We start from the raw sequence: 18,848 nt of genomic DNA on the forward strand, positions 1-18,848 counted from the left end.
ACCATGATCTACTCGCGCATCGTCGAGGCGAAGGTCCGGTCGGTGTTCGACCGGATCAACGCCGGCGACCACATGGCGATGGTCGACGGGCTGGGCGACCCCTTCAGCTACCGCTTCCACGGCGATCACGCTCTCGGCGGTCGACGATCGTCCCGAGACGCGATGATCCGTTGGTGGCGACGTGTCATCAGCGTTCTGCCGGGCGTCCGGTTCACGATCCACGACGTCATCGTGCGGGGAGGCCCCGGGAACACCCGCATCGCCGTGCGGGCCACCGTGACGGGGCCGCTGCCGAACGGCGAGACCTACGTGAACACGGTCTTCCCGTTCATGACGCTGAGGTGGGGCGCGGTCACCGATGTCGAGACGGTCGAGGATCTCCAGGTGCTCGCTCATGCCCTCGATGTCGTCGCCGCGAGCGGCGATGCCGAAGCCGCGGCGGCGCCCATATCCGGCTAGGCCCCACGGCCCTTCCGGCACACCCCACCGCGGCGGGCGGCCCGCCCCGGAGGCATGCGGAGCGGACGGGATCGAGCGGTCATCGAGCGGTGCATGCGCGCGACCTGACCTCGGCCACCACCGCCGAGCGTGCCGTCACCACCAGAACGGCGGCTGCGTCACGTAGGGGCTCTCGAGCCGGGCGACCTCGTCGTCGGTCAGCTGCAGGTCGAGGGCGGCGACGGCATCGGTGAGGTGGTGGGGCTTCGTCGCCCCGATCACCGGCGCCGCGACCGTCGGGTTCCGCAGCACCCACGCGAGCGCGACGCGGGCCATGGGCACCTCGCGCTCGGAGGCGACCTGCTCGACCGCGTCGATCACGGGGCCGTCGGCGTCGGTGTCGAACGCCCGGGCGACCTCGTCGGTCGCCGATCGCGCGGTCGTGGCGCCGCGCGGCCGGGTCAGCCGGCCCTTGCCGTTGGGGGAGTAGGGAGCGAGGCCCACGCCCGTGTCGGCGCAGAGCGGGATCATCTCGCGCTCCTCCTCGCGCTTGAGGAGGTTGTACTGGTCCTGCATGGCGGCGAACCCCGTCCACCCGTTCACCGCCGCGGCGCGCTGCAGCTTCGCGAACTGCCACGCGTGCATGGACGAGGCGCCGAGGTAGCGGACCTTGCCGGCGCGCACGACGTCGTCGAGCGCCTGCGTCGTCTCCTCGACCGGGGTGTCCGGGTCGAAGCGGTGCACGTAGTAGAGGTCGATGTGATCCGTGCCGAGGCGACGGAGCGAGGCGTCGACCTGCTCGAGGATCGCCGCCCGCGACAGGCCGGATCCGCCGGGGCCGTCGTGCATCCGCCCGGAGACCTTGGTCGCGAGCACGATGTCCTCGCGCCGGGAGAAGCGGCGGATGGCCCGGCCCACGTACTCCTCGCTCGTGCCCTGCTGGTACACGTTGGCGGTGTCCCAGAACGTGATGCCGAGCTCGACCGCCTGGCGGAAGAAGGGCGCCGACGCCTCCTCGTCCATGGTCCAGGAGTGCATGCCCCGGGCGGGATCGCCGTACGTCATGCAGCCGAGGGCGAGGCGGCTGACCCGGAGGCCGGTGGTGCCGAGTCGGGTGTGCTCCATGTTCCTGCTCCTTCGCGGTGTTCCCTCCACGTTACGGCGAGGCGGAGGCCGCGGGTCGGGTGCGGAGCGCCACGAGCGCCACGAGCCACACGTCCACCGCGTCCTCCCGCTCGACCCGGAAGCCGGCCCGCTCGTAGAGCCGCCGCGCCACGCTGCCCTGGAGCACGTCGAGGCGGAACGGGCGCCCGTCGTCGTGCCGGGACATGAGATCGCGGAGCACCTCGCCGCCGATGCCCTGGCCCTGCAGCGCGGGATCCAGGTAGAAGTGCTCGATCCAGCGCGCGTCGGGCTCGTCGCGGCGGGCGATGAGGCCGACGTCGCGGCCGCCGACGCGGATCACCGAGGTGCGCTCGGGTGCCCAGCCGTCGAGGAAGCGGCGGCGGACCCGCACCGGATCCCACCGGCCGAGCCGCTCGAGGTCGGGCCGGAGGACGACGGCGCGGAGCTCGGCCATCCACGTCGCGTCGTCGGGGAGCGCCGGGCGGAGGATCCAGCGGGGGAGCGGTCCGGGATCCTGGCGCAGGTCGCGCTCCATGCAGACGCTCGTCGGATCCTCGGCGTACTCCCCGAAGCGCGGCACGTGCCGGTAGCCGCCGCGCTCGTACATCGCGATGGCGGCGGTCTGCGGCAGGCCGGTCTCGAGCCGCATGACGTGCGCGCCGAGCGCCCGGGCCCGGTCCTCGGCGGCGACCAGGAGCGCGCGCCCGACGCCGAGGCCGCGCGCCGCGTCCGTGACGAACACGCGCTTCAGCTCCGCGGATCCGTCGCCCTCGTCGACGACGGCCGCGGTGCCGAGAGCGCGGCCGTCGTCGCGCGCCACGAGGAAGGTGACGCCGGGCCGCTCGAGGTCGCCGACGTCGAGCGCGTGGTAGTTCTCCGCCGGGTAGAGGGCGAGCGCGAAGTCGTCGGCCTGCCGCAGCAGCGGCAGCACGTCATCCTGGCGCGGGGACTCCGGGGCGACGGTGAGCACGCTCCAGCGTAGGGCTGCTCCTGCGGTGGATACGCTGGACCGGTGCCGCGCGGACGGGGCCCCGAGCCCTCCGCGACAGGCGCCCGACCGTGAGGAAGAGCATGCAGATCCACCGCGTCCGCGTCCACCGCAGCGACGAGGCCCTGCCTCCCGGGGAGCAGCTGGCGGGGCGCATCGCCGCCGTCGCCGCCGACCCGGTCGAGGTCGACGCCGACGTCACCGGGATGATCGTCAACCGCATCATCGACAACGCCGCCGTCGCGACCGCCTCGCTCACCCGCGCGCCCGTCGTCGCGGCGCGTGCGCAGGCCCTCGCGCACGGGCCGTCCACGGGCGGTGCGGGCGCGACCGTCGTGGGCGCGGATCCCGCCACCCGGGTGAGCGCCGAGTGGGCCGCCTGGGCGAACGGCGTGGCCGTGCGCGAGCTCGACTATCACGACACGTTCCTCGCCGCCGAGTACTCGCACCCGGGCGACAACATCCCGCCGATCCTCGCCGCCGCGCAGCACGCCGCCGCGGCCGGCCGCCCCGACGGCCGCGCGATCACGGGCGCCGACGTGATCCGCGGCATCGCGACCGGCTACGAGATCCAGGTCGACCTGGTGAAGGCCATCAGCCTGCACGCGCACAAGATCGACCACGTCGCGCACCTCGGCCCGTCGGCCGCCGCCGGCATCGGCACGCTCCTGGGGCTGGATCAGGAGACCGTGTTCCAGGCCGTCGGCCAGGCGCTGCACACCACGACCGCCACGCGGCAGTCGCGCAAGGGCGCCATCAGCACGTGGAAGGCGCACGCGCCCGCGTTCGCCGGGAAGATGGCCGTCGAGGCGATCGACCGGGCGATGCGCGGCCAGACCAGCCCGACCCCCATCTACGAGGGCGAGGACGGCGTGATCGCCTGGCTGCTCGACGGCCCCGACGCCGGCTACGACGTGCCGCTGCCCGCGCCGGGCGAGGCCAAGCGGGCGATCCTCGACACGTACACGAAGGAGCACTCGGCCGAGTACCAGGCGCAGGCGTGGATCGACCTCGCGCGCCGCCTGCACGACACCCACCCCGTGCTCGCCGACGCGGACGCGATCGACCGCGTCCTCATCCACTCGTCGCACCACACGCACGTCGTCATCGGATCCGGCGCCAACGACCCGCAGAAGTACGACCCGCGCGCCAGCCGCGAGACGCTCGACCACTCGATCCCGTACATCTTCACCGTCGCGCTGCAGGACGGCGCCTGGCACCACGTCGACTCGTACGCGCCCGGGCGCGCCGGCCGCCCCGACACGGTAGACCTCTGGCGCCGCGTCACCACGACCGAGGACCCGGAGTGGACCCGCCGGTACCACTCCATGGATCCGGCCGAGAAGGCGTTCGGCGGACGGGTGGAGATCCGCCTGACGGACGGCTCGACCATCGTCGACGAGATCGCCGTCGCCGACGCGCACCCGCTCGGCGCCCGGCCGTTCGCGCGCGCCGACTACGTGGGCAAGCTCCGCACGCTCGCCGACGGCGTGCTCGAGGAGGCCGAGGTCGACCGCTTCCTCCAGCTCGTCGAGCGCCTGCCCGAGCTCGCCGCCGACGAGCTCGCCGGCCTCACCGTCACCGCACGACCCGGCCTCCTCGACGGCGCCGGCTCCCCGAAGGGACTCCTCTAGTGCTGCACTCGAACCTCACCTCCGCCGCCAAGCGCCGCGCGTTCCGCGAGCGGCTCGCGTCGGGTGAGCTGCTCCGGATGCCCGGCGCGTTCAACCCCCTCTCGGCCCGCCTCATCCAGGACAAGGGCATGGACGGCGTCTACATCTCGGGCGCCGTCCTGTCGGCGGACCTCGGGCTCCCCGACATCGGCCTCACCACGCTCACCGAGGTGGCTGGGCGCTCGCAGCAGATCGCGCGGGTCACCGACCTGCCCTGCCTCGTGGACGCGGACACGGGCTTCGGCGAGCCGATGAACGTCGCGCGTACCGTGCAGATGCTCGAGGACGCGGGCGTCGCGGGCCTCCACATCGAGGACCAGGTGAACCCCAAGCGCTGCGGCCACCTCGACGGCAAGCAGGTGGTGGACGAGTCGACGGCGCTGAAGCGGATCCGCGCGGCCGTCGACGCCCGCCGCGATCCCGACCTGCTGGTCATGGCCCGCACCGACGTGCGCGGCGTCGACGGGATGGCGGCTGCGGTCGACCGGGCTCGTGCGCTCGTGGATGCGGGCGCCGACGCGATCTTCCCCGAGGCGATGGCGGACCTCGCCGAGTTCGAGGCGATGCGCGCCGCGGTGGACGTGCCGATCCTCGCCAACATGACCGAGTTCGGGAAGAGCGAGCTGTTCACGACGCAGCAGCTCGCGGACGTGGGCGTGAACATCGTGATCTACCCGGTGTCGCTGCTGCGCCTCGCGATGGGCGCCGCCGAGCGCGGCCTCGACGCGATCCTCGAGGAGGGCACGCTCGCCTCGAAGGTGCCGGAGATGCAGACCCGCGCCCGCCTCTACGAGCTCCTCGACTACGCGGGCTACAGCGCGTTCGACGAGGACGTCTTCACCTTCACGCTGGAGGGGAACCGCGGCGGGGCGTGAGGCCCGCCGTGGACCCGTCCTCGTGAAGCGGTGTCACCCGATGCGAATGGCGTTCGCCGCGATCTCGTCGGTCCAGCCGCGCGTGTCGACGACGGCGGACCCTTCGAGGCCGATCGATGCATGCAAGAACGCGAGCGCGAGCGATACCCGCGGCACCTCAGGGAGCCACCACTCAGCGGTGGCGATCCCGGGAAGGTCGGCGCTCCCCAGGGCGTGCAAGGCGTGGCCGCCCTGCGTCCCGGTGGCGCGCGGCTCCCCGCGACCGTCGACATCCGCGGTGATGTTCACAGGATCGCTGGCCGAGAATTCGATGGCGAGATTCGGCCAGGCGTCCGGATCGGCTTCCGGCAGGTGGCCGCGGATCCACCGGTAGTGCGTCGTGAACGTGATGCCGTCGGGATAGCCCCGGAACGCGTCCGCCCAGAAGGCGCGACCACCCCCGAGGGCGAGGACGGTGCGTCCCTCGAGCGGCGCAGGCACCCACTCGAAGCGCGCACGCTGATGACGCTGACGCTCCGCGTCGTACCGCCTCAGGAGCTCGTCATCACACATCGTCCACTCCTCTGCATTCGTCGAGTAGATGCACGCGAAGGTCGCTCCCGTTCCGCACTGGGCCGTACCTGTGCGCACGGAATCGAAGTAGTCGGAGCCGTTCGGCGAGAAGAACGCGTGCATCTGGATGCGATCCACTTGTGCGCCTCCAGCATTGCTGGTGTGCGACACGACTGGTGAACCGGAGCCGTTGCCGTTCCGCGGCCCGTCCTTCCCCGCTGACCCGGAACCGCATTCATCGCCGTTGCAGTCGACGGCGAGGTTCGCGTAGATGTCGCTGAGATTGCCACTGCCCACCCGTGTCGAAGTGAAGCTGAACCTGTCCCCCTCTCGGCCGGGGGTGACCTTCCACGTCTGACGCGTCACGTCGGTCGTCTCGCATCCCTCCACCGGATCGCAGAAGGCCCCATCCATCTCGGTGTGGACTTGCCAGGTGCGGTTCGAGTTGACGGCTACTCCTCGCAATTCGAATTCTGTGCCGCCCACCGCGTCCGGGCGGACCGCATCCGCCTCAGGGGAGGAAGCAGAGAGAGCGGCGAATCGGGTCGCATCCGCCAGCTGCCCCTTCTCGTCCTCCAGGCTGATGGCGCTACCCGGTAGATGGGGATCTGCGCCTGCCTGCACTCGCGATGTGAGCCCTGCGAGCACATCCTTCCAGTGGCGGGCGGATGTCGGGTCGGCAGCGATCGCACGCGTGACGATCTCGGAGAACGACTCCGTAGGAGAGGCCACGAATCAGACACGGTCGGCGGCGGCGTCCTGGGAGAGCGGATGTGTGCCAGACGCCACGCTTGGGGAATGCGGCGACGGTACCTCGGCGGCTGTGGCGGACATGGCGGGGATGTTGAGCAGCGTCGCGAGACAGATGCCGGCGGCGATTCGAGAGGCGACGGTGCCTCGTGTGTTCATGATCAGAGATTCTCTCAACGGTGTGCCGGGACGGCCCCGGCGCATGGTGCGCAAAAGCTAGCTCTGCTCGGGTCGACCTCGCGCCCGCCGTCCACCGCCGTCGGTGCCAGGTGTGACTCGCCTTCGACGAGGACGTCTTCACCCTCACGCTGGAGGGGAACCGCGGCGGGGCGTGATGCCTAGTCGCGGTCGTCGAGGTAGCGGAGCGATCCGTCGAGCGCGAGGCCCAGCATCAGCATGGGGAGGAGGATCCCCATCGCGAGCGACGAGAGGACGTGCCCCGCGCGGGTGACCTCGCGCACCCCGCCGGATCGGGCGGCGGGGGCGGCGGGCATCCGGCGAGGCTAGCCGCGGACGGCCCGGGCGGCGCCGGAGCGTCCACACGGGGCGGGCGTCACAACCGCGGATCCACCGGCTCGGACTCCATCGCGAGCACGCCGAAGACCGCCTGGTGCACGCGCCACGTCGGCTCGCCCGCGACGAAGCGCTCGACCGCCTCCACGCCGAGCGCGTACTCGCGGAGGGCCATCGACCGCTTGTGGCCGACGTCGCGGTCGCGGAGGCGGCGGAGGTTCTCCGGTTCCGTGTAGTCGGGGCCGTAGACGATGCGCAGGTACTCGCGGCCGCGCACCTTGATGCCCGGCTGCGCGAGCGCCTTCCGCCCGCGGACGAGGCCCGCCACGGGCTTCACGACCATGCCCTCGCCTCCCTGGTCCGTCAGCTCCTGCCACCAGCGCGTGGCGGCCTCCTCCGAGCCCGGGTCGGCGAGGTCGACGGCGATCGAGCGGGTGGGGATCACGAGGCCCGGATCGGCGTCCGCCAGCCGGTCCGCGAGCGCCAGGTGCCAGGCGTGGTCGCGCGCCAGGTGGGTCGCGCCCTCGGTGGCGAGGAGCTGAACGGGGCGAGGCGCACGTCGTCGAGGCTGGCGGAGGGCGCGGCGTGCCGCCGGTACGCGGCGACGTACGCCTCCGCGTCGGCGGCGCGTGCGCGCGTGCGGTCGAGGAGGTCGGCCACGTCGATGCCGGATGCCGCCGCCTGCTCGAGCGTGCGGACGGCCGCGGGCAGCGCGGCCGTCGCGGCGGCGCCGACGGACGCGTACTGGTCGCGGATCAGCGGCCCGGCCTTCGCCGACCACGGCAGCAGCTCGGCGTCGAGCAGGATCCACGACGTGTCGAGCTCCGCCCAGAGGCCGGCCGTCTCCACGGCGGCGTCGAGCCGGGCGAGCAGGGCGTCCGTGTCGGCGGCGTCGAAGAACGGGCGGCCGGTGCGGGTGTGCACGACGCCGCGCCAGCCGGCCGGAGCGTCGAAGCGGGCCGGGTCGCGGGCGAGGAGCACCACGGCGCGGGATCCCATGTGCTTCTCCTCGCAGATCACGCGCTCGAGCCCGTCACGCCGGTACGCCTCGAACGCCTCGGCCGGGTGCTCGAGCACGTCGTCGCGGGACGAGGTCGCGGGCGGGCTCATCGTGGGCGGCAGGTAGAGGAGGTGCCGAGGGTCGACGGCGAAGCGGCTCATGGTCTCGAGGGCGCCGGCGGCGGCGTCCTCGCGGATCCCGACGCGGCCGAAGGCCCGTGTCTCCACGACCTGCTTCCCGAGCACGTCGTCGATGCGGAGGAGGCCCGGGGCGCGCTCGTCGGCCGCGGCGGCGGATCCGGCGGCGGCGGACGACGCGTACCGGCGGCCGAGCGGCACGGCCGGCTCCGACCAGACGCGTTCGGCGGACACGGAGACGACCTCGCGCTCGGGCCAGCGGAGGGCGGTGAGCTCGCCGCCGAACACGCATCCGGTGTCGAGGCAGAGCGTGCCGTTGACCCACTCGGTGCTGACCCCGGCGACGTGCCCGTAGAGCACCGTCGCGGATCCGCGGTAGTCGAGCGCCCAGTCGCGCCGCACGGGCAGGCCGTGCTCGTCGGTCTCGCCGATCGTGGCGTCGCCCCAGAGCGCGAAGGCGCGAACGCGGCCCGACGCGCGGCCCTGGTACGCCTCGATGAGGCCGGCGTGCGCGACGACGAGGTCGCCGCCGTCGAGCACGAGGTGCGAGACGAGCTCGCGGCAGAACCGCTCGACGTCCACGCGGAACGCCTCGTCCTCCTCGGCGAGCTGCGCGAGCGACTCGGCGAGGCCGTACGCGACCCGCACCTTCTTCCCCTGCAGGGCCTTCACGAGCTTGTCCTCGTGGTTGCCCGGCACGGCGAACGCGTGGCCCGCGCGCACCATGCCCATCACGAGGCGGAGCACGCCCGGGGTGTCGGGGCCGCGATCCACGAGGTCGCCGAGGAACACCGCGCGGCGGCCCGCGGGGTGCGCGGCATCGACGGGCCGGCCCCGCTCGTCCCGCTGGATCTCGTAGCCCAGCTCCCCGAGCAGCGTCTCGAGCTCCGCGCGGCAGCCGTGCACGTCGCCGATCGCGTCGAAGGGACCGCGCTCGTGCCGGAGGTCGTTGAGGAGCGGCTCGACCGTGAAGCGCGCGGCCGCGACCTCCTCCACGCCGCGGAGCACGTGCGCCTTCCGGAAGCCCTCGCGGCCGAGGCCCTTCAGCGACCGCTGGAGCTGGTCGTGCTGGCGCTTCACGACGGAGGCGCCGAAGGTGCGATCCGTGCGCGCCGCGTTCCGCTCCACGCACACGCCGACCGGCACGTCGAGCACGATCGCCACGGGCAGCACGTCGTGGTCGCGGGCGAGCTGCACGAGGGATCGGCGGGACTCGGGCTGCACGTTCGTGGCGTCGATCACGGTCATCAGCCCGCGGCGGAGGCGGTGCGCGGCGACGTGCCGGAGCGCTTCGAAGGCGGCCGACGTGGCCGACTGGTCGTTCTCGTCGTTCGAGACGAGGCCGCGGAAGACGTCGCTCGACAGCACCTCGTAGGGGCCGAAGTGCGTGCGCGCGAAGGTCGACTTGCCGGATCCGCTCGCGCCGACGAGCAGCACGAGCGACATGCGCGGGAGGGGCAGCGCCGCAGGGGCGGGGGCGTCGGTCATCGCGTGGCCTTCCGGAAGAGCGCGAGCTGGGTGGGGGAGCCGTGGACGGGATCCGCGTCGCCGACGGGCCGGATCTCGACGCGGTAGCCGAAGCGGTCGGCCACGCGCTCCGCCCACGCGGCGAACTCCGCCCGGGTCCACTCGAAGCGGTGGTCGGGGTGGCGGAGGGCGCCGGCCGCGAGCCCCGGGTAGAGCGCGTTGTGCTCGGCGTTCGGGGTCGTGACGACGACGGCGGCGGGCGACGCGGATCCGAACACGCTGGCCTCGAGCGCCGCGTGCCGGTCGGGGTCGACGTGCTCGATCACCTCCATCAGCACGATCGCGTCGAGGCCCGCGATGCGCGGGTCCTCGTAGGTCACGGACGACGGGAGGAGCTGGATCCGCTCGCGCGCCCGGTCGCTCGCGTCGCGCAGGCCGAGGCGACGGGCGGCGGCCTCCAGGTCGGAGGTGGAGACGTCGGTGCCGATGATGCGCGTGAACGCCGGGTCCGCCACCAGGTGCGCGAGCAGCGCCCCGGATCCGCAGCCGACGTCGGCCACCGTGCGCGCGCCGACCTCCGTGAGCACCGCGTGCACCGTCTCGGCGCGCAGGCGGGCGAGCGAGGGGGTGCGCGGCGCGGGAGCGGCGGGATCCGCGGGGGCGTCCGCGGGCGCATCGGACCCCGCGTCGAGCCGGTCGTCCGCCTCGCCCACGAGGTCGCGCTGGTGCGCCAGGTACCGGCGGGTGATGAGGTCTCGCGCGGGGTGCTCGGTGAGCCACCCCTCGCCGGCGCGGAGGAGCTTGCCCACCTCGTCCTCCGACACCCAGTAGTGCTTGCCGTCGTCGAGCACGGGCAGCAGCACGTAGAGGTGGCGCAGGGCATCGGCCAGGCGGACCTCGCCGGTGAGCACGAGGTCGACGTACCGGGAGTCGCCCCAGGCGGGGAACGCGGGATCCAGCGGCACGGGCGTCGCGTCCACCCGCCAGCCGAGCGGCGCGAACAGGTCGCGCACGAGGTCGGCGCCGCCGCGCGCGGGGAGCGCCGCGACGGTGACCGTCAGCGGGAGGGCGCTCGCCGCGAGCTCGGGGAAGGTGTCGCTGCGTCCGCCCATGGCGGTGCGGAAGACCTGGCCGAGGGCCACCGCGAGCATCGACGACGACGCGTACGGCCGGTCGTTCACGTAGTGGGTGATGCTCCCGGCGCCCGCGCTGCGGAACCGCCTGTCGCGGACGAGCGCGATCGGATCCACCTCCAGCAGCAGCGCGACCGTGCACCGGTCGTCGGTCGCCTCGGGGTAGACGACATGCGCGGTGCCGACGGCGAGGTCGAAGGACTGCGCCTTCGCCGGGTGCTTGCGGAGGAGGTGGCTGAGGTCGGACGCCGACGGCGCGGTCGAGGTGAGGGTGATGAGCACGGTGGTCTCTCTCGTGGGGGATGCGACCCGCTGCGGAGGCCGGCTCCCACCGTAGCGAGCGGGGGATCCCCGCGGGGGCGTGCGACACGGCCCCCTCACCGGGGGTTCCGTCCGGGGCGCGGTCTGGTCGCCGTCGGAGGGGGACGACGCCACGAGCGGTCGCGTGGGCCCGACGCCTCAGAGGCGGACGACGCGGTACGTCTCGTCGACCGCGAACCCCGCGCGCGCGTAGAGGTTCAGCGCCCGGGCGCTGGAGTGCACGCGGACGTACCGGCAGCCCCGCGCCCGGGCGTCGTCGAGCAGCGCCGCCACGAGCCGCGCGCCCGTCCCCGATCCGCGCAGCGCCGGCAGGACGTAGACCGACTGGACGTCGCCGGAGACCCGGCTCAGGTCGTCCGGCGTCGGCGGGCGATCCGTGAGGGCGAGCCAGCCCATCCCCACGACCTCGCCGTCCGCCTCGGCGACGACGCACCGGTGCGTGCGGGCGTGGGCCGCGGCGAAGGCGGCGGTCGCGGCGAGGTAGCCGGCCTCGTCGGTCACGGGCGCCGTCCCGGACTCCTCGACGCTCCACCGCCAGCGCAGCTGCGCGACCTGCCGCATGTCCTCGGCGCGGGCGGGGCGGATCGTGACGGCGGGGTGCGCGGCAGGCGATGAGGTCCCGTCGTGCGGCGGGGTGGGCGACTCGCTCATGGCACGACGGTGGGCGGTGCCGTCCGTCGGGCGCGGAGCCCGTGCCGTGCTCGCGTCGTCGTCTCCACGAGCATCACCCGGCCGTGATCGCCGCGACGACCTCCGCGACCGCCCGCTCCGCCTCGGCGCGCACGGCGTCCTGATCGCCGGACTCGGAGTCGTGCACGAACGCGGTCGCACCCCGGCGCGCGCCGCAGTAGTCGAGGATCCCGTGCCCGACCTGCGTCTCGAACGACGTGAGGTAGCCGTGCCGCGCGAACGACTCGCGGCTCGTGCCGGAGACGGGCACGAGGTGCACGGTGAGGCGCTGCAGCCGCTTCTCGATGCGGCCGTCGTCGTCGATGCCGAAGGCCCAGCCGGCGATGAACGTCCGGTCGATCCAGCCCTTCAGCAGCGCGGGCATCGACCACCACCACACGGGGAAGGCGAGCACGACGTGATCCACGGCGTCGAGCCGCGCCTGCTCGGCGACGACGTCCGCGGGCGCGGACCCGTCGCCGGCGTACGCGCGCCGGTCGGCCATGCCGAACACCGGGTCGAAGCCCTCCTGGGCGAGGTGCGCGGTCGTGACCCCGGACCCGCCGGAGACGAGGGCGGACGCGAGCCGGCGGGCGACGTCGTGGGTGAGGGAGTCGGGATCGGGGTGGGCCGTGACGATGAGCGCGGTCATGCGTCCATCCGACCACGCCCGCCCGGACGTGGGGTCAATCGAGCTCGCCCGCGCGCTCGTCCTCCTGCAGCAGGCGCCGGGCGGCGATCCCGATGATCGCGCTGTACGTGGGGTACGCGAACGGCTACCTGCTGGGTGGCGAGCGGAGAGGTGCACGAAGAAGGACCACGAGTGTCTGGCCAGCCCAGGGGGGTGAGTTGAAGCGCCCCGAAGGCGGGGTAGGCGTGAAGTCCGGCGAACGATCTACTTGGAGCTCTCATGGTGCTGCCATTCCCCCCTGATTGCCCTCCCGACGACGCCGTCTCCATGGAAGGGACGTTCTATCGCCTCGCGGTTCGCGGCCTCGCCGTCGATGACTCAACGACGCCTGCTTGCTGGCTGCGGCCGTACGAGACTAGGAAGGGAGACCTTTACGGTAAGGAACACGAGTGTGCTGCACACGGGCTCTCGCTCTTCGGATCCAAGGACGACCTTGACGAGGCCAGGGACATCAACCCTCGCATCGCGGCGAAGCCGGTAGCTGCCGTTACCATCACAACGGCGGACGGGGTACTGAAGCACACGCCCACTGACGCGTCAGCAAGCCATCATGACTGGTGGACTGAGCCCTACGACCTCATCCCCGAGGCCATCATCATCGAAGCCCCGAGAGAGGTTGCCTAGTGGACTACGAATCCCTGCCGCTTCTCGGTGCTCCGTTTGAATACGTTGAGACATACGTCTACTTCGACGGGCCTCAAACCTTTGCCTTGCGATCACGGGCCATGCCCGATCTTTACTATGTAGTAAATACTGTAGAGGAATCGGATGACGAGACGGCCGTGACCGCGTTAGCGGTTGCCGTTAACGAGGACCGCTTCCGAGCTGTACGTTCGGGTGTGATTCAGTTTCGCGATACTTTTGCGGGGGCCGCCCCCTTTTCGCTCTTTAGTATCGTTTGGACCTTTGGAGACGAGGGTCCGCCTGAGGTGAGGATTGCTCCTCAGCGACCCTCGGAGATTGCCGAAGCATGGTTACCGGCGGTAGGTGCGCGGTTGAAAATGCCGACCGCCACAGTTCGGCCCTTCTTGTCCAGTGAGTTGGTGAGCCTTTCGGAAGCTCAGGGACGAACTATCTTCGCGCTGGAAGTGGAGACTCCCGACTCCTTGATCACAGGCTTTCCCGGCCGCTACGCCGGCGAGTTGCAGACCGCGGTTGACGGGGAGGTCGCCGCCCTCACTAAAGAGATCGTCACCCAGAGCAAGTCTCCTCATCGGCACGAAATTCGCTCCTCCGTTCTTGATTTGCGAGCTGCGTCCTTCGTAGTCGTTATGGGCATCGATTCCGTTGGTACCTTGGCTGAGGCCACCGACGTCACTGAGCTTATTTTTGAGCGTCTTAGCGAACTTATAGCGGCCGTGGGTGACGGTGACTCTGCGTTCCTAAGCTTGGTCAAGGAGCACACGCCGACGGTAAGAAACCGCTTCTTAGACATGCTGACAGCGGCGTCTGGGGCCGGCAGTGGGCTGGCTCTTACTAGCGTCGTGGCTCATTCAGGACGTGTCGTCCGTGCGAGTGCACCTCCGGATCGTGTCCAGTCGGCAGTTGACGCGTTCGAGATGGTTGAGCCAACGGTGGAGTACGTCGACCTAGAGCGTGGCATCCTGACCGGCCTGGTTTTAAGGAGGCAGCGGTTTGAGATCGTAGATGCCGCGAACCCCATGGTCACATATAAGGGCGAGATGACGGCAGCTGCTACAACGCAGGCCAACGGATTGCGAGTGGGCGACGATAGCTTCGTTGCAGCCCGCATTCGCGTAGAGACTCCGTTCACAAGTGGCGATGAGACCACGGGAGCGAAATTCATCCTTGAAGAGATCCGTATCTTCATCGCTGCGGAACGCGGCCGTCCGTCAGATCCGCCGTCGCTTCTCTGATAGCTCAGTGCAACGTTTCCCGCGCCTCAAGCCTGTTTCGGAGATCCAGCTTGCGTCATGATCGCAGTCAAGCGTCCACTCGGCGACGCGCAGCTGGGTAGTAGCGGTAGCGGTCCGTGCACGCAGTCCGCCTCAATCGAGGTCGCCCGCGCGCTCGTCCTCCTGCAGCAGGCGCCGGGCGGCGATCCCGATGATCGCGCTGTACGTGGGGTACGCGAACCGCACGTGCGCGAGGGTCGCGACGTCGACGCCCGCGGCCATCGCGGTGGTGACCGACTGGATCACCTCGACCGCGTTCTCGCCCACGGCGTGCGCGCCGAGGATGAGCTCGCGGCGGCGGTCGGCGATGAGCAGGAGGAAGCCGGCCTCGCGGTCGTCGATCACGGCGCGGTCGACCTCCTCGAACGGCACCCGCGCGACCACGCACGCGCCGTCGCGCTCGCGTGCCTCCGCCTGGGTGAGGCCGACGCCCGCGTAGTCCGGGTCGGTGAAGCCGCCGGCGGGGAGCAGCTGCAGCGGGATCCGCCGGTTGACGCCCAGCACCGCGTTCTCCGCCGCGGCCTCGCCCTCGGACTGCGCGGCCTGCACGAGCATGTCCTTGCCCGTGGCGTCGCCCACGGCGAGGATGTGCGGCACGCGCGTGCGGAGGTACCGGTCGACCGGGATCGCCGAGCGCTCCACCTCGACACCGGCGTGCTCGAGCCCCAGGTCGTCGACGTCGGCGGGCCAGCCGGTGGCCATGATCACGGCGTCGAAGCTGGAGGACTGCGGGCGGTCGCCCGCGCGCCAGAGCAGGGTGATGGATCCGTCGCCCGTCTTGGTGAGGCCCGTCACGGTGTCGATGCCCGTGCGAACCCGCACGCCCTGCGCGGTGAACGCGTCCTCGACGGCCTCGGAGATCGCCTCGTCGGACGCGGTGAGCACGCGCGGCGCGACGTCGAGCAGCGTGACCTCGGAGCCGAACGACCGGAAGACCGTCACGAGCTGCGCGCCCGTGTTGCCGGCGCCGATCACGGCGAGGCGGCGGGGGATCCCCGGCAGCGCGAGCACGTCCTCGGGCACGGTCGCGAGCTCGGCGCCGGGCACGGGCAGGCGGCGCGAGTGGCCGCCGACGCACACGATGATCGAGCCCGCGGTGATCCGCCTGCCGCTGTCGAGCTGGAGCGTGCGGTCGTCGACGAAGCGCGCGCGGCCCTCGTGGATCAGCGTCACGCCCGCCGCCTCGAACCGGGCGGCCTCGTCCTTGAGCGAGCGCACGCGGTCGACCTGCGCGTGCACGCGCACCACGATCGACGGCCAGTGCGGCACAGGCGTGCCCACGCCGATCCCGTTCTCGCCCGCCGAGCGCACCTCGCGCACGAGCCGCGCGGTCTTCGCGAGCACGCGCGTGGGCACACACCCGGTGTTGACGCACGTGCCGCCGACGCGTCCGGCCTCGAGCACCACGACGGACGCGCCCAGCTCGGCGGCGCGGAGGGCGGCAGCGGTGCCCGCGGGCCCGGCGCCGATGACGGCGACGTCGTAGTGCGCCGGGGCGTCGGCGGGATCGGCGTGGTCGGTGCTCTCGGGCATGGCGTCCTCCGGGTCGGCGCTGCGGTGCGGGCGGCGCCTCGGGAGCGCCTGCTGGTGAGGCTACCGAGCGGGCGCCGCGAGCACCGCGCTCCGGAGGCGCCCGTCACCCGCGTCCCCTCCTCCCCAGCCCGTCGCCGTGGGTCCGGGCCGGTGCCGTCGGCCGCCCTCGCCCCCGCGCCACCCGCCCCGATACAGTGACGAACGCACCCCGAGGCGACCCGATCCGCCCGACCACGCGGGTGCGGCATGACGCGAAGGAGCACCATGACCGACATCCGCAAGGGCCTCGCCGGGGTCGTCGTCGACACGACCCGCATCAGCAAGGTCGAGCCGGCCACCAACTCCCTCCTCTACCGCGGGTACCCCGTGCAGGAGCTCGCCGCGCACTGCTCCTTCGAGCAGGTCGCGTACCTCCTCTGGCACGGCGAGCTGCCCACCGACGAGGAGCTCGCGCACTTCGAGAACCAGGAGCGCGCCGAGCGGCGGCCGGCCGACGCGGTGCTCCGGATCGTCGACGCCCTGCCCGTCGACGCCCACCCGATGGACGTCCTGCGCACCGCCGTCAGCGCGATCGGCGCCGCGGATCCCGCACCCGACGACCACTCCGCCGACGCCGACCTCGAGCGCTCCGTGCGGCTGCTCGCGCAGATCCCCGTGCTCATCGCCTACGACCAGCGCCGCCGCCAGGGCCTCGACCCCGTCGAGCCGCGCGACGACCTCGGCCTCGCCGAGAACCTCCTCCTCATGGTCCACGGCGAGCGCCCCACCGAGGCCGACGCGAAGGCCATGGAGGTGTCGCTGATCCTCTACGCCGAGCACTCCTTCAACGCCTCCACGTTCACGGCCCGCGTCATCACCTCGACCCTCGCCGACCTGCACTCGGCGGTCACGGGCGCGATCGGCGCGCTCAAGGGCCCGCTGCACGGCGGCGCCAACGAGGCCGTGCTCGAGACGCTCGACGAGATCGGCGACGCGGCGCGCGTGGAGGTGTGGCTCGACGCGGCGCTCGCCGCGAAGCGCAAGGTCATGGGCTTCGGACACCGCGTCTACCGCGCGGGCGACTCGCGCGTGCCCACCATGAAGCAGGCGCTCGACGACCTCGTCGCCGTGCGCGTGGCCGGCGGCGGCGGGGCGGGGGAGTCCGCCCGTCGCACGATGGAGCTGTACGACGCGCTCGAGCGCGGCATGGCCGAGCGCACCGGGATCCTGCCGAACCTCGACTACCCGTCCGGTCCCGCCTACGCGCTCCTCGGCTTCGAGACCCGCGCCTTCACGCCGCTCTTCGTCGCCGCGCGCGTGGTCGGCTGGACCGCGCACATCGTCGAGCAGCGGGCGGCGAACTCGCTGATCCGGCCGCTCTCGGAGTACGACGGACCGGCGGAGCGCCACCTGTCCTGACCGCCGCCGGAGCCGGCCCGCGGGCCCCCGTCACACGGCCGGGAGCGCTCCCGCCGATCGTTAGGATGGAGCCCATGTCCCGCGGCGAGCCCTTCTACATCACCACGCCGATCTTCTACGTGAACGACGTCCCGCACATCGGGCACGCGTACACCGAGGTCGCCGCCGACGTGCTCGCCCGCTGGCACCGCCAGCGCGGTGACGACACCTGGTTCCTCACGGGCACCGACGAGCATGGGCAGAAGATCCTCCGCACGGCCACCGCGCACGACACCACCCCGCAGGCCTGGGCCGACCGCCTCGTCACCGAGAGCTGGCAGCCGCTGCTCGAGGCCGTGGACATCTCCAACGACGACTTCATCCGCACCACGGACGCCCGCCACGAGGAGTCCGTGAAGATCTTCCTGCAGCGCCTCCACGACGCCGGGTTCATCTACACGGGCGAGTACAAGGGCTACTACTGCGTCGGCTGCGAGGAGTACAAGCAGCCCTCCGACCTCCTCGAGGGCACGGGTCCGTTCGAGGGCCAGCTCGTCTGCGCCATTCACTCGAAGCCCGTCGAGCTGCTGGAGGAGAAGAACTACTTCTTCCGCATGAGCGACTTCGGCGAGCGGCTCCTCGCGTTCTACGAGGAGCGTCCCGACTTCATCCAGCCCGAGAGCGCCCGCAACGAGATCCTGTCGTTCGTGCGTCGCGGCCTCGAGGACCTGTCGATCTCCCGCTCCAGCTTCGACTGGGGCATCCCCATCCCGTGGGACGAGAGCCACGTCGTCTACGTGTGGTTCGAGGCGCTCATGAACTACGTCACGGCCATCGGCTACGGCGTCGACGACGAGCAGTTCGCCCGCCGCTGGCCCGCCACGCACCTCGTGGGCAAGGACATCCTCCGCTTCCACGCCGTCATCTGGCCCGCCATGCTCATGGCGCTCGGCGAGGAGCCGCCCCGCCGCGTCTTCGGCCACGGCTGGCTGCTCGTCGGCGGTGAGAAGATGTCGAAGTCGAAGCTCACGGGCATCGTGCCGCAGACCATCACCGACACCTTCGGCATCGACGCGTTCCGCTACTACTTCATGCGCGCCTTCGCCTTCGGGCAGGACGGCTCCTTCAGCTGGGAGGACCTCAGCGCCCGGTACCAGGCGGAGCTCGCCAACGGCTTCGGCAACCTCTCCTCCCGCGTGATCGCCATGGTCGGCCGCTACTTCGACGGCCGGATCCCCGAGGCGCACGAGCTCACCGAGGCCGACGAGCGCGTGTTGTCCGTCGCGCGCGCCGCCGCGTCCACCGCGGACGACGCCATCGAGCGGCTCGCGATCCACGAGTCGCTGGCCGCCGTGTGGACCCTCGTCGACGAGCTCAACGGCTACATCACGAGCCAGGAGCCCTGGGCCCTCGCCAAGCAGGACGAGGACCGCGCGCGCCTCGAGACCGTGATGCACACCGCGGTCCGCGGCCTCGGCACGCTCGCCGTGCTGCTCGCGCCCGTGCTGCCCGGCGCCACCGAGAAGCTCTGGACCGCGCTCGGCGGCACCGGCACGGTCGGCCGGCAGCGCATCGACCTCGCCGACGAGTGGACCGGATCCGGCACCGTCACCCCGCTCGAGGCGCCGCTGTTCCCGCGCATCGAGCAGGAGCCGGCGACGCCCGCCACCTGACGCCCGCCACCTGACCC

At 72.0% G+C, this 18,848-nt stretch carries 15 protein-coding genes and 1 pseudogene; 7 read left to right on the top strand and 9 right to left on the bottom strand.

Annotated features, from left to right (window positions below):
• The first annotated feature begins 3 nt into the window (after positions 1-3).
• A complete protein-coding gene (locus B5P21_RS05140) occupies positions 4-459 on the top strand; it encodes a nuclear transport factor 2 family protein (RefSeq protein ID WP_094170859.1) in 456 nt (151 codons plus the stop codon).
• Between the two features lie 135 nt (positions 460-594).
• Here B5P21_RS05140 and B5P21_RS05145 read toward each other — a convergent pair whose 3' ends face one another.
• Positions 595-1,563 carry an aldo/keto reductase gene (locus B5P21_RS05145; RefSeq protein WP_045528970.1) on the bottom strand — a complete coding sequence of 323 codons (969 nt, stop codon included), beginning with the start codon at positions 1,561-1,563 and terminating at the stop codon, positions 595-597.
• A 31-nt stretch (positions 1,564-1,594) separates the two neighbouring features.
• Positions 1,595-2,533, bottom strand: a complete 939-nt coding sequence (locus B5P21_RS17600; protein WP_094170860.1) for a GNAT family N-acetyltransferase — start codon at positions 2,531-2,533, stop codon at positions 1,595-1,597.
• A 101-nt stretch (positions 2,534-2,634) separates the two neighbouring features.
• Here B5P21_RS17600 and B5P21_RS05155 point away from each other — a divergent pair, with 101 nt between their 5' ends.
• Together B5P21_RS05155 and prpB are read left to right on the top strand one after the other, a co-directional pair.
• On the top strand, positions 2,635-4,185 hold the full coding sequence (locus B5P21_RS05155; RefSeq protein ID WP_045528969.1) for an MmgE/PrpD family protein: 1,551 nt from the start codon (positions 2,635-2,637) through the stop codon (positions 4,183-4,185).
• Complete coding sequence (prpB, locus tag B5P21_RS05160) at positions 4,185-5,099, top strand: methylisocitrate lyase (RefSeq protein WP_045528967.1); 915 nt, start codon at positions 4,185-4,187, stop codon at positions 5,097-5,099. The genes B5P21_RS05155 and prpB overlap by 1 nt, the downstream gene beginning before the upstream one ends.
• Before the next feature lie 33 nt (positions 5,100-5,132).
• Here the strand turns inward: prpB and B5P21_RS16520 are convergent, their stop codons facing one another.
• The 6 genes and pseudogenes from B5P21_RS16520 to B5P21_RS05185 form a co-directional block, all read right to left on the bottom strand.
• Positions 5,133-6,383 (bottom strand): hypothetical protein, encoded by a 1,251-nt coding sequence (locus B5P21_RS16520; RefSeq protein WP_133064165.1) that lies wholly within the window; start codon positions 6,381-6,383, stop codon positions 5,133-5,135.
• Positions 6,384-6,739: 356 nt separating this feature from the next.
• Positions 6,740-6,895: a hypothetical protein gene (locus B5P21_RS16785; protein WP_158385405.1), complete on the bottom strand. Its 156-nt coding sequence runs from the start codon at positions 6,893-6,895 to the stop codon at positions 6,740-6,742.
• A 59-nt stretch (positions 6,896-6,954) separates the two neighbouring features.
• Positions 6,955-9,539 (bottom strand): annotated as a pseudogene (locus B5P21_RS05170) (polynucleotide kinase-phosphatase).
• Positions 9,536-10,933: a 3' terminal RNA ribose 2'-O-methyltransferase Hen1 gene (locus B5P21_RS05175; RefSeq protein ID WP_094170861.1), complete on the bottom strand. Its 1,398-nt coding sequence runs from the start codon at positions 10,931-10,933 to the stop codon at positions 9,536-9,538. Before B5P21_RS05175 ends, B5P21_RS05170 begins: the two are co-directional and overlap by 4 nt.
• Positions 10,934-11,110: 177 nt before the next feature.
• Positions 11,111-11,623 (bottom strand): GNAT family N-acetyltransferase, encoded by a 513-nt coding sequence (locus B5P21_RS05180; protein WP_045528958.1) that lies wholly within the window; start codon positions 11,621-11,623, stop codon positions 11,111-11,113.
• Positions 11,624-11,696: 73 nt separating this feature from the next.
• Positions 11,697-12,293: an NAD(P)H-dependent oxidoreductase gene (locus B5P21_RS05185; protein ID WP_045528956.1), complete on the bottom strand. Its 597-nt coding sequence runs from the start codon at positions 12,291-12,293 to the stop codon at positions 11,697-11,699.
• Between the two features lie 258 nt (positions 12,294-12,551).
• Between B5P21_RS05185 and B5P21_RS05190 the strand changes: the two genes are divergently transcribed.
• Complete coding sequence (locus tag B5P21_RS05190; protein WP_094170862.1) at positions 12,552-12,956, top strand: hypothetical protein; 405 nt, start codon at positions 12,552-12,554, stop codon at positions 12,954-12,956.
• Positions 12,956-14,209 carry a hypothetical protein gene (locus tag B5P21_RS16525; protein WP_133064166.1) on the top strand — a complete coding sequence of 418 codons (1,254 nt, stop codon included), beginning with the start codon at positions 12,956-12,958 and terminating at the stop codon, positions 14,207-14,209. The genes B5P21_RS05190 and B5P21_RS16525 overlap by 1 nt, the downstream gene beginning before the upstream one ends.
• 132 nt (positions 14,210-14,341) lie before the next feature.
• Here B5P21_RS16525 and B5P21_RS05200 read toward each other — a convergent pair whose 3' ends face one another.
• On the bottom strand, positions 14,342-15,781 hold the full coding sequence (locus tag B5P21_RS05200) for a dihydrolipoyl dehydrogenase family protein (RefSeq protein WP_045528953.1): 1,440 nt from the start codon (positions 15,779-15,781) through the stop codon (positions 14,342-14,344).
• A gap of 264 nt (positions 15,782-16,045) precedes the next feature.
• Here B5P21_RS05200 and B5P21_RS05205 point away from each other — a divergent pair, with 264 nt between their 5' ends.
• On the top strand, positions 16,046-17,179 hold the full coding sequence (locus B5P21_RS05205; protein WP_373455976.1) for a bifunctional 2-methylcitrate synthase/citrate synthase: 1,134 nt from the start codon (positions 16,046-16,048) through the stop codon (positions 17,177-17,179).
• Positions 17,180-17,253: 74 nt separating this feature from the next.
• Complete coding sequence (gene metG / locus B5P21_RS05210) at positions 17,254-18,831, top strand: methionine--tRNA ligase (RefSeq protein ID WP_045528951.1); 1,578 nt, start codon at positions 17,254-17,256, stop codon at positions 18,829-18,831.
• The last annotated feature ends 17 nt before the right edge of the window (positions 18,832-18,848 follow it).

It is taken from the genome of Clavibacter michiganensis subsp. insidiosus (assembly GCF_002240565.1).
GTDB classification, from domain to species: Bacteria; Actinomycetota; Actinomycetes; order Actinomycetales; family Microbacteriaceae; genus Clavibacter; species Clavibacter insidiosus.

Excerpts from the sequence above, each read along its gene's own strand:
- B5P21_RS05155 (WP_045528969.1), top strand. The coding sequence starts at position 2,635 with ATGCAGATCCACCGCGTCCGCGTCCACCGCAGCGACGAGGCCCTGCCT.
- B5P21_RS05205 (WP_373455976.1), top strand. The coding sequence starts at position 16,046 with ATGACCGACATCCGCAAGGGCCTCGCCGGGGTCGTCGTCGACACGACC.
- B5P21_RS05200 (WP_045528953.1), bottom strand. The coding sequence starts at position 15,781 with ATGCCCGAGAGCACCGACCACGCCGATCCCGCCGACGCCCCGGCGCAC.
- B5P21_RS16785 (WP_158385405.1), bottom strand. The coding sequence starts at position 6,895 with ATGCCCGCCGCCCCCGCCGCCCGATCCGGCGGGGTGCGCGAGGTCACC.
- B5P21_RS05185 (WP_045528956.1), bottom strand. The coding sequence starts at position 12,293 with ATGACCGCGCTCATCGTCACGGCCCACCCCGATCCCGACTCCCTCACC.
- metG (WP_045528951.1), top strand. The coding sequence starts at position 17,254 with ATGTCCCGCGGCGAGCCCTTCTACATCACCACGCCGATCTTCTACGTG.
- B5P21_RS05145 (WP_045528970.1), bottom strand. The coding sequence starts at position 1,563 with ATGGAGCACACCCGACTCGGCACCACCGGCCTCCGGGTCAGCCGCCTC.
- B5P21_RS05180 (WP_045528958.1), bottom strand. The coding sequence starts at position 11,623 with ATGAGCGAGTCGCCCACCCCGCCGCACGACGGGACCTCATCGCCTGCC.
- B5P21_RS05190 (WP_094170862.1), top strand. The coding sequence starts at position 12,552 with ATGGTGCTGCCATTCCCCCCTGATTGCCCTCCCGACGACGCCGTCTCC.
- B5P21_RS05140 (WP_094170859.1), top strand. The coding sequence starts at position 4 with ATGATCTACTCGCGCATCGTCGAGGCGAAGGTCCGGTCGGTGTTCGAC.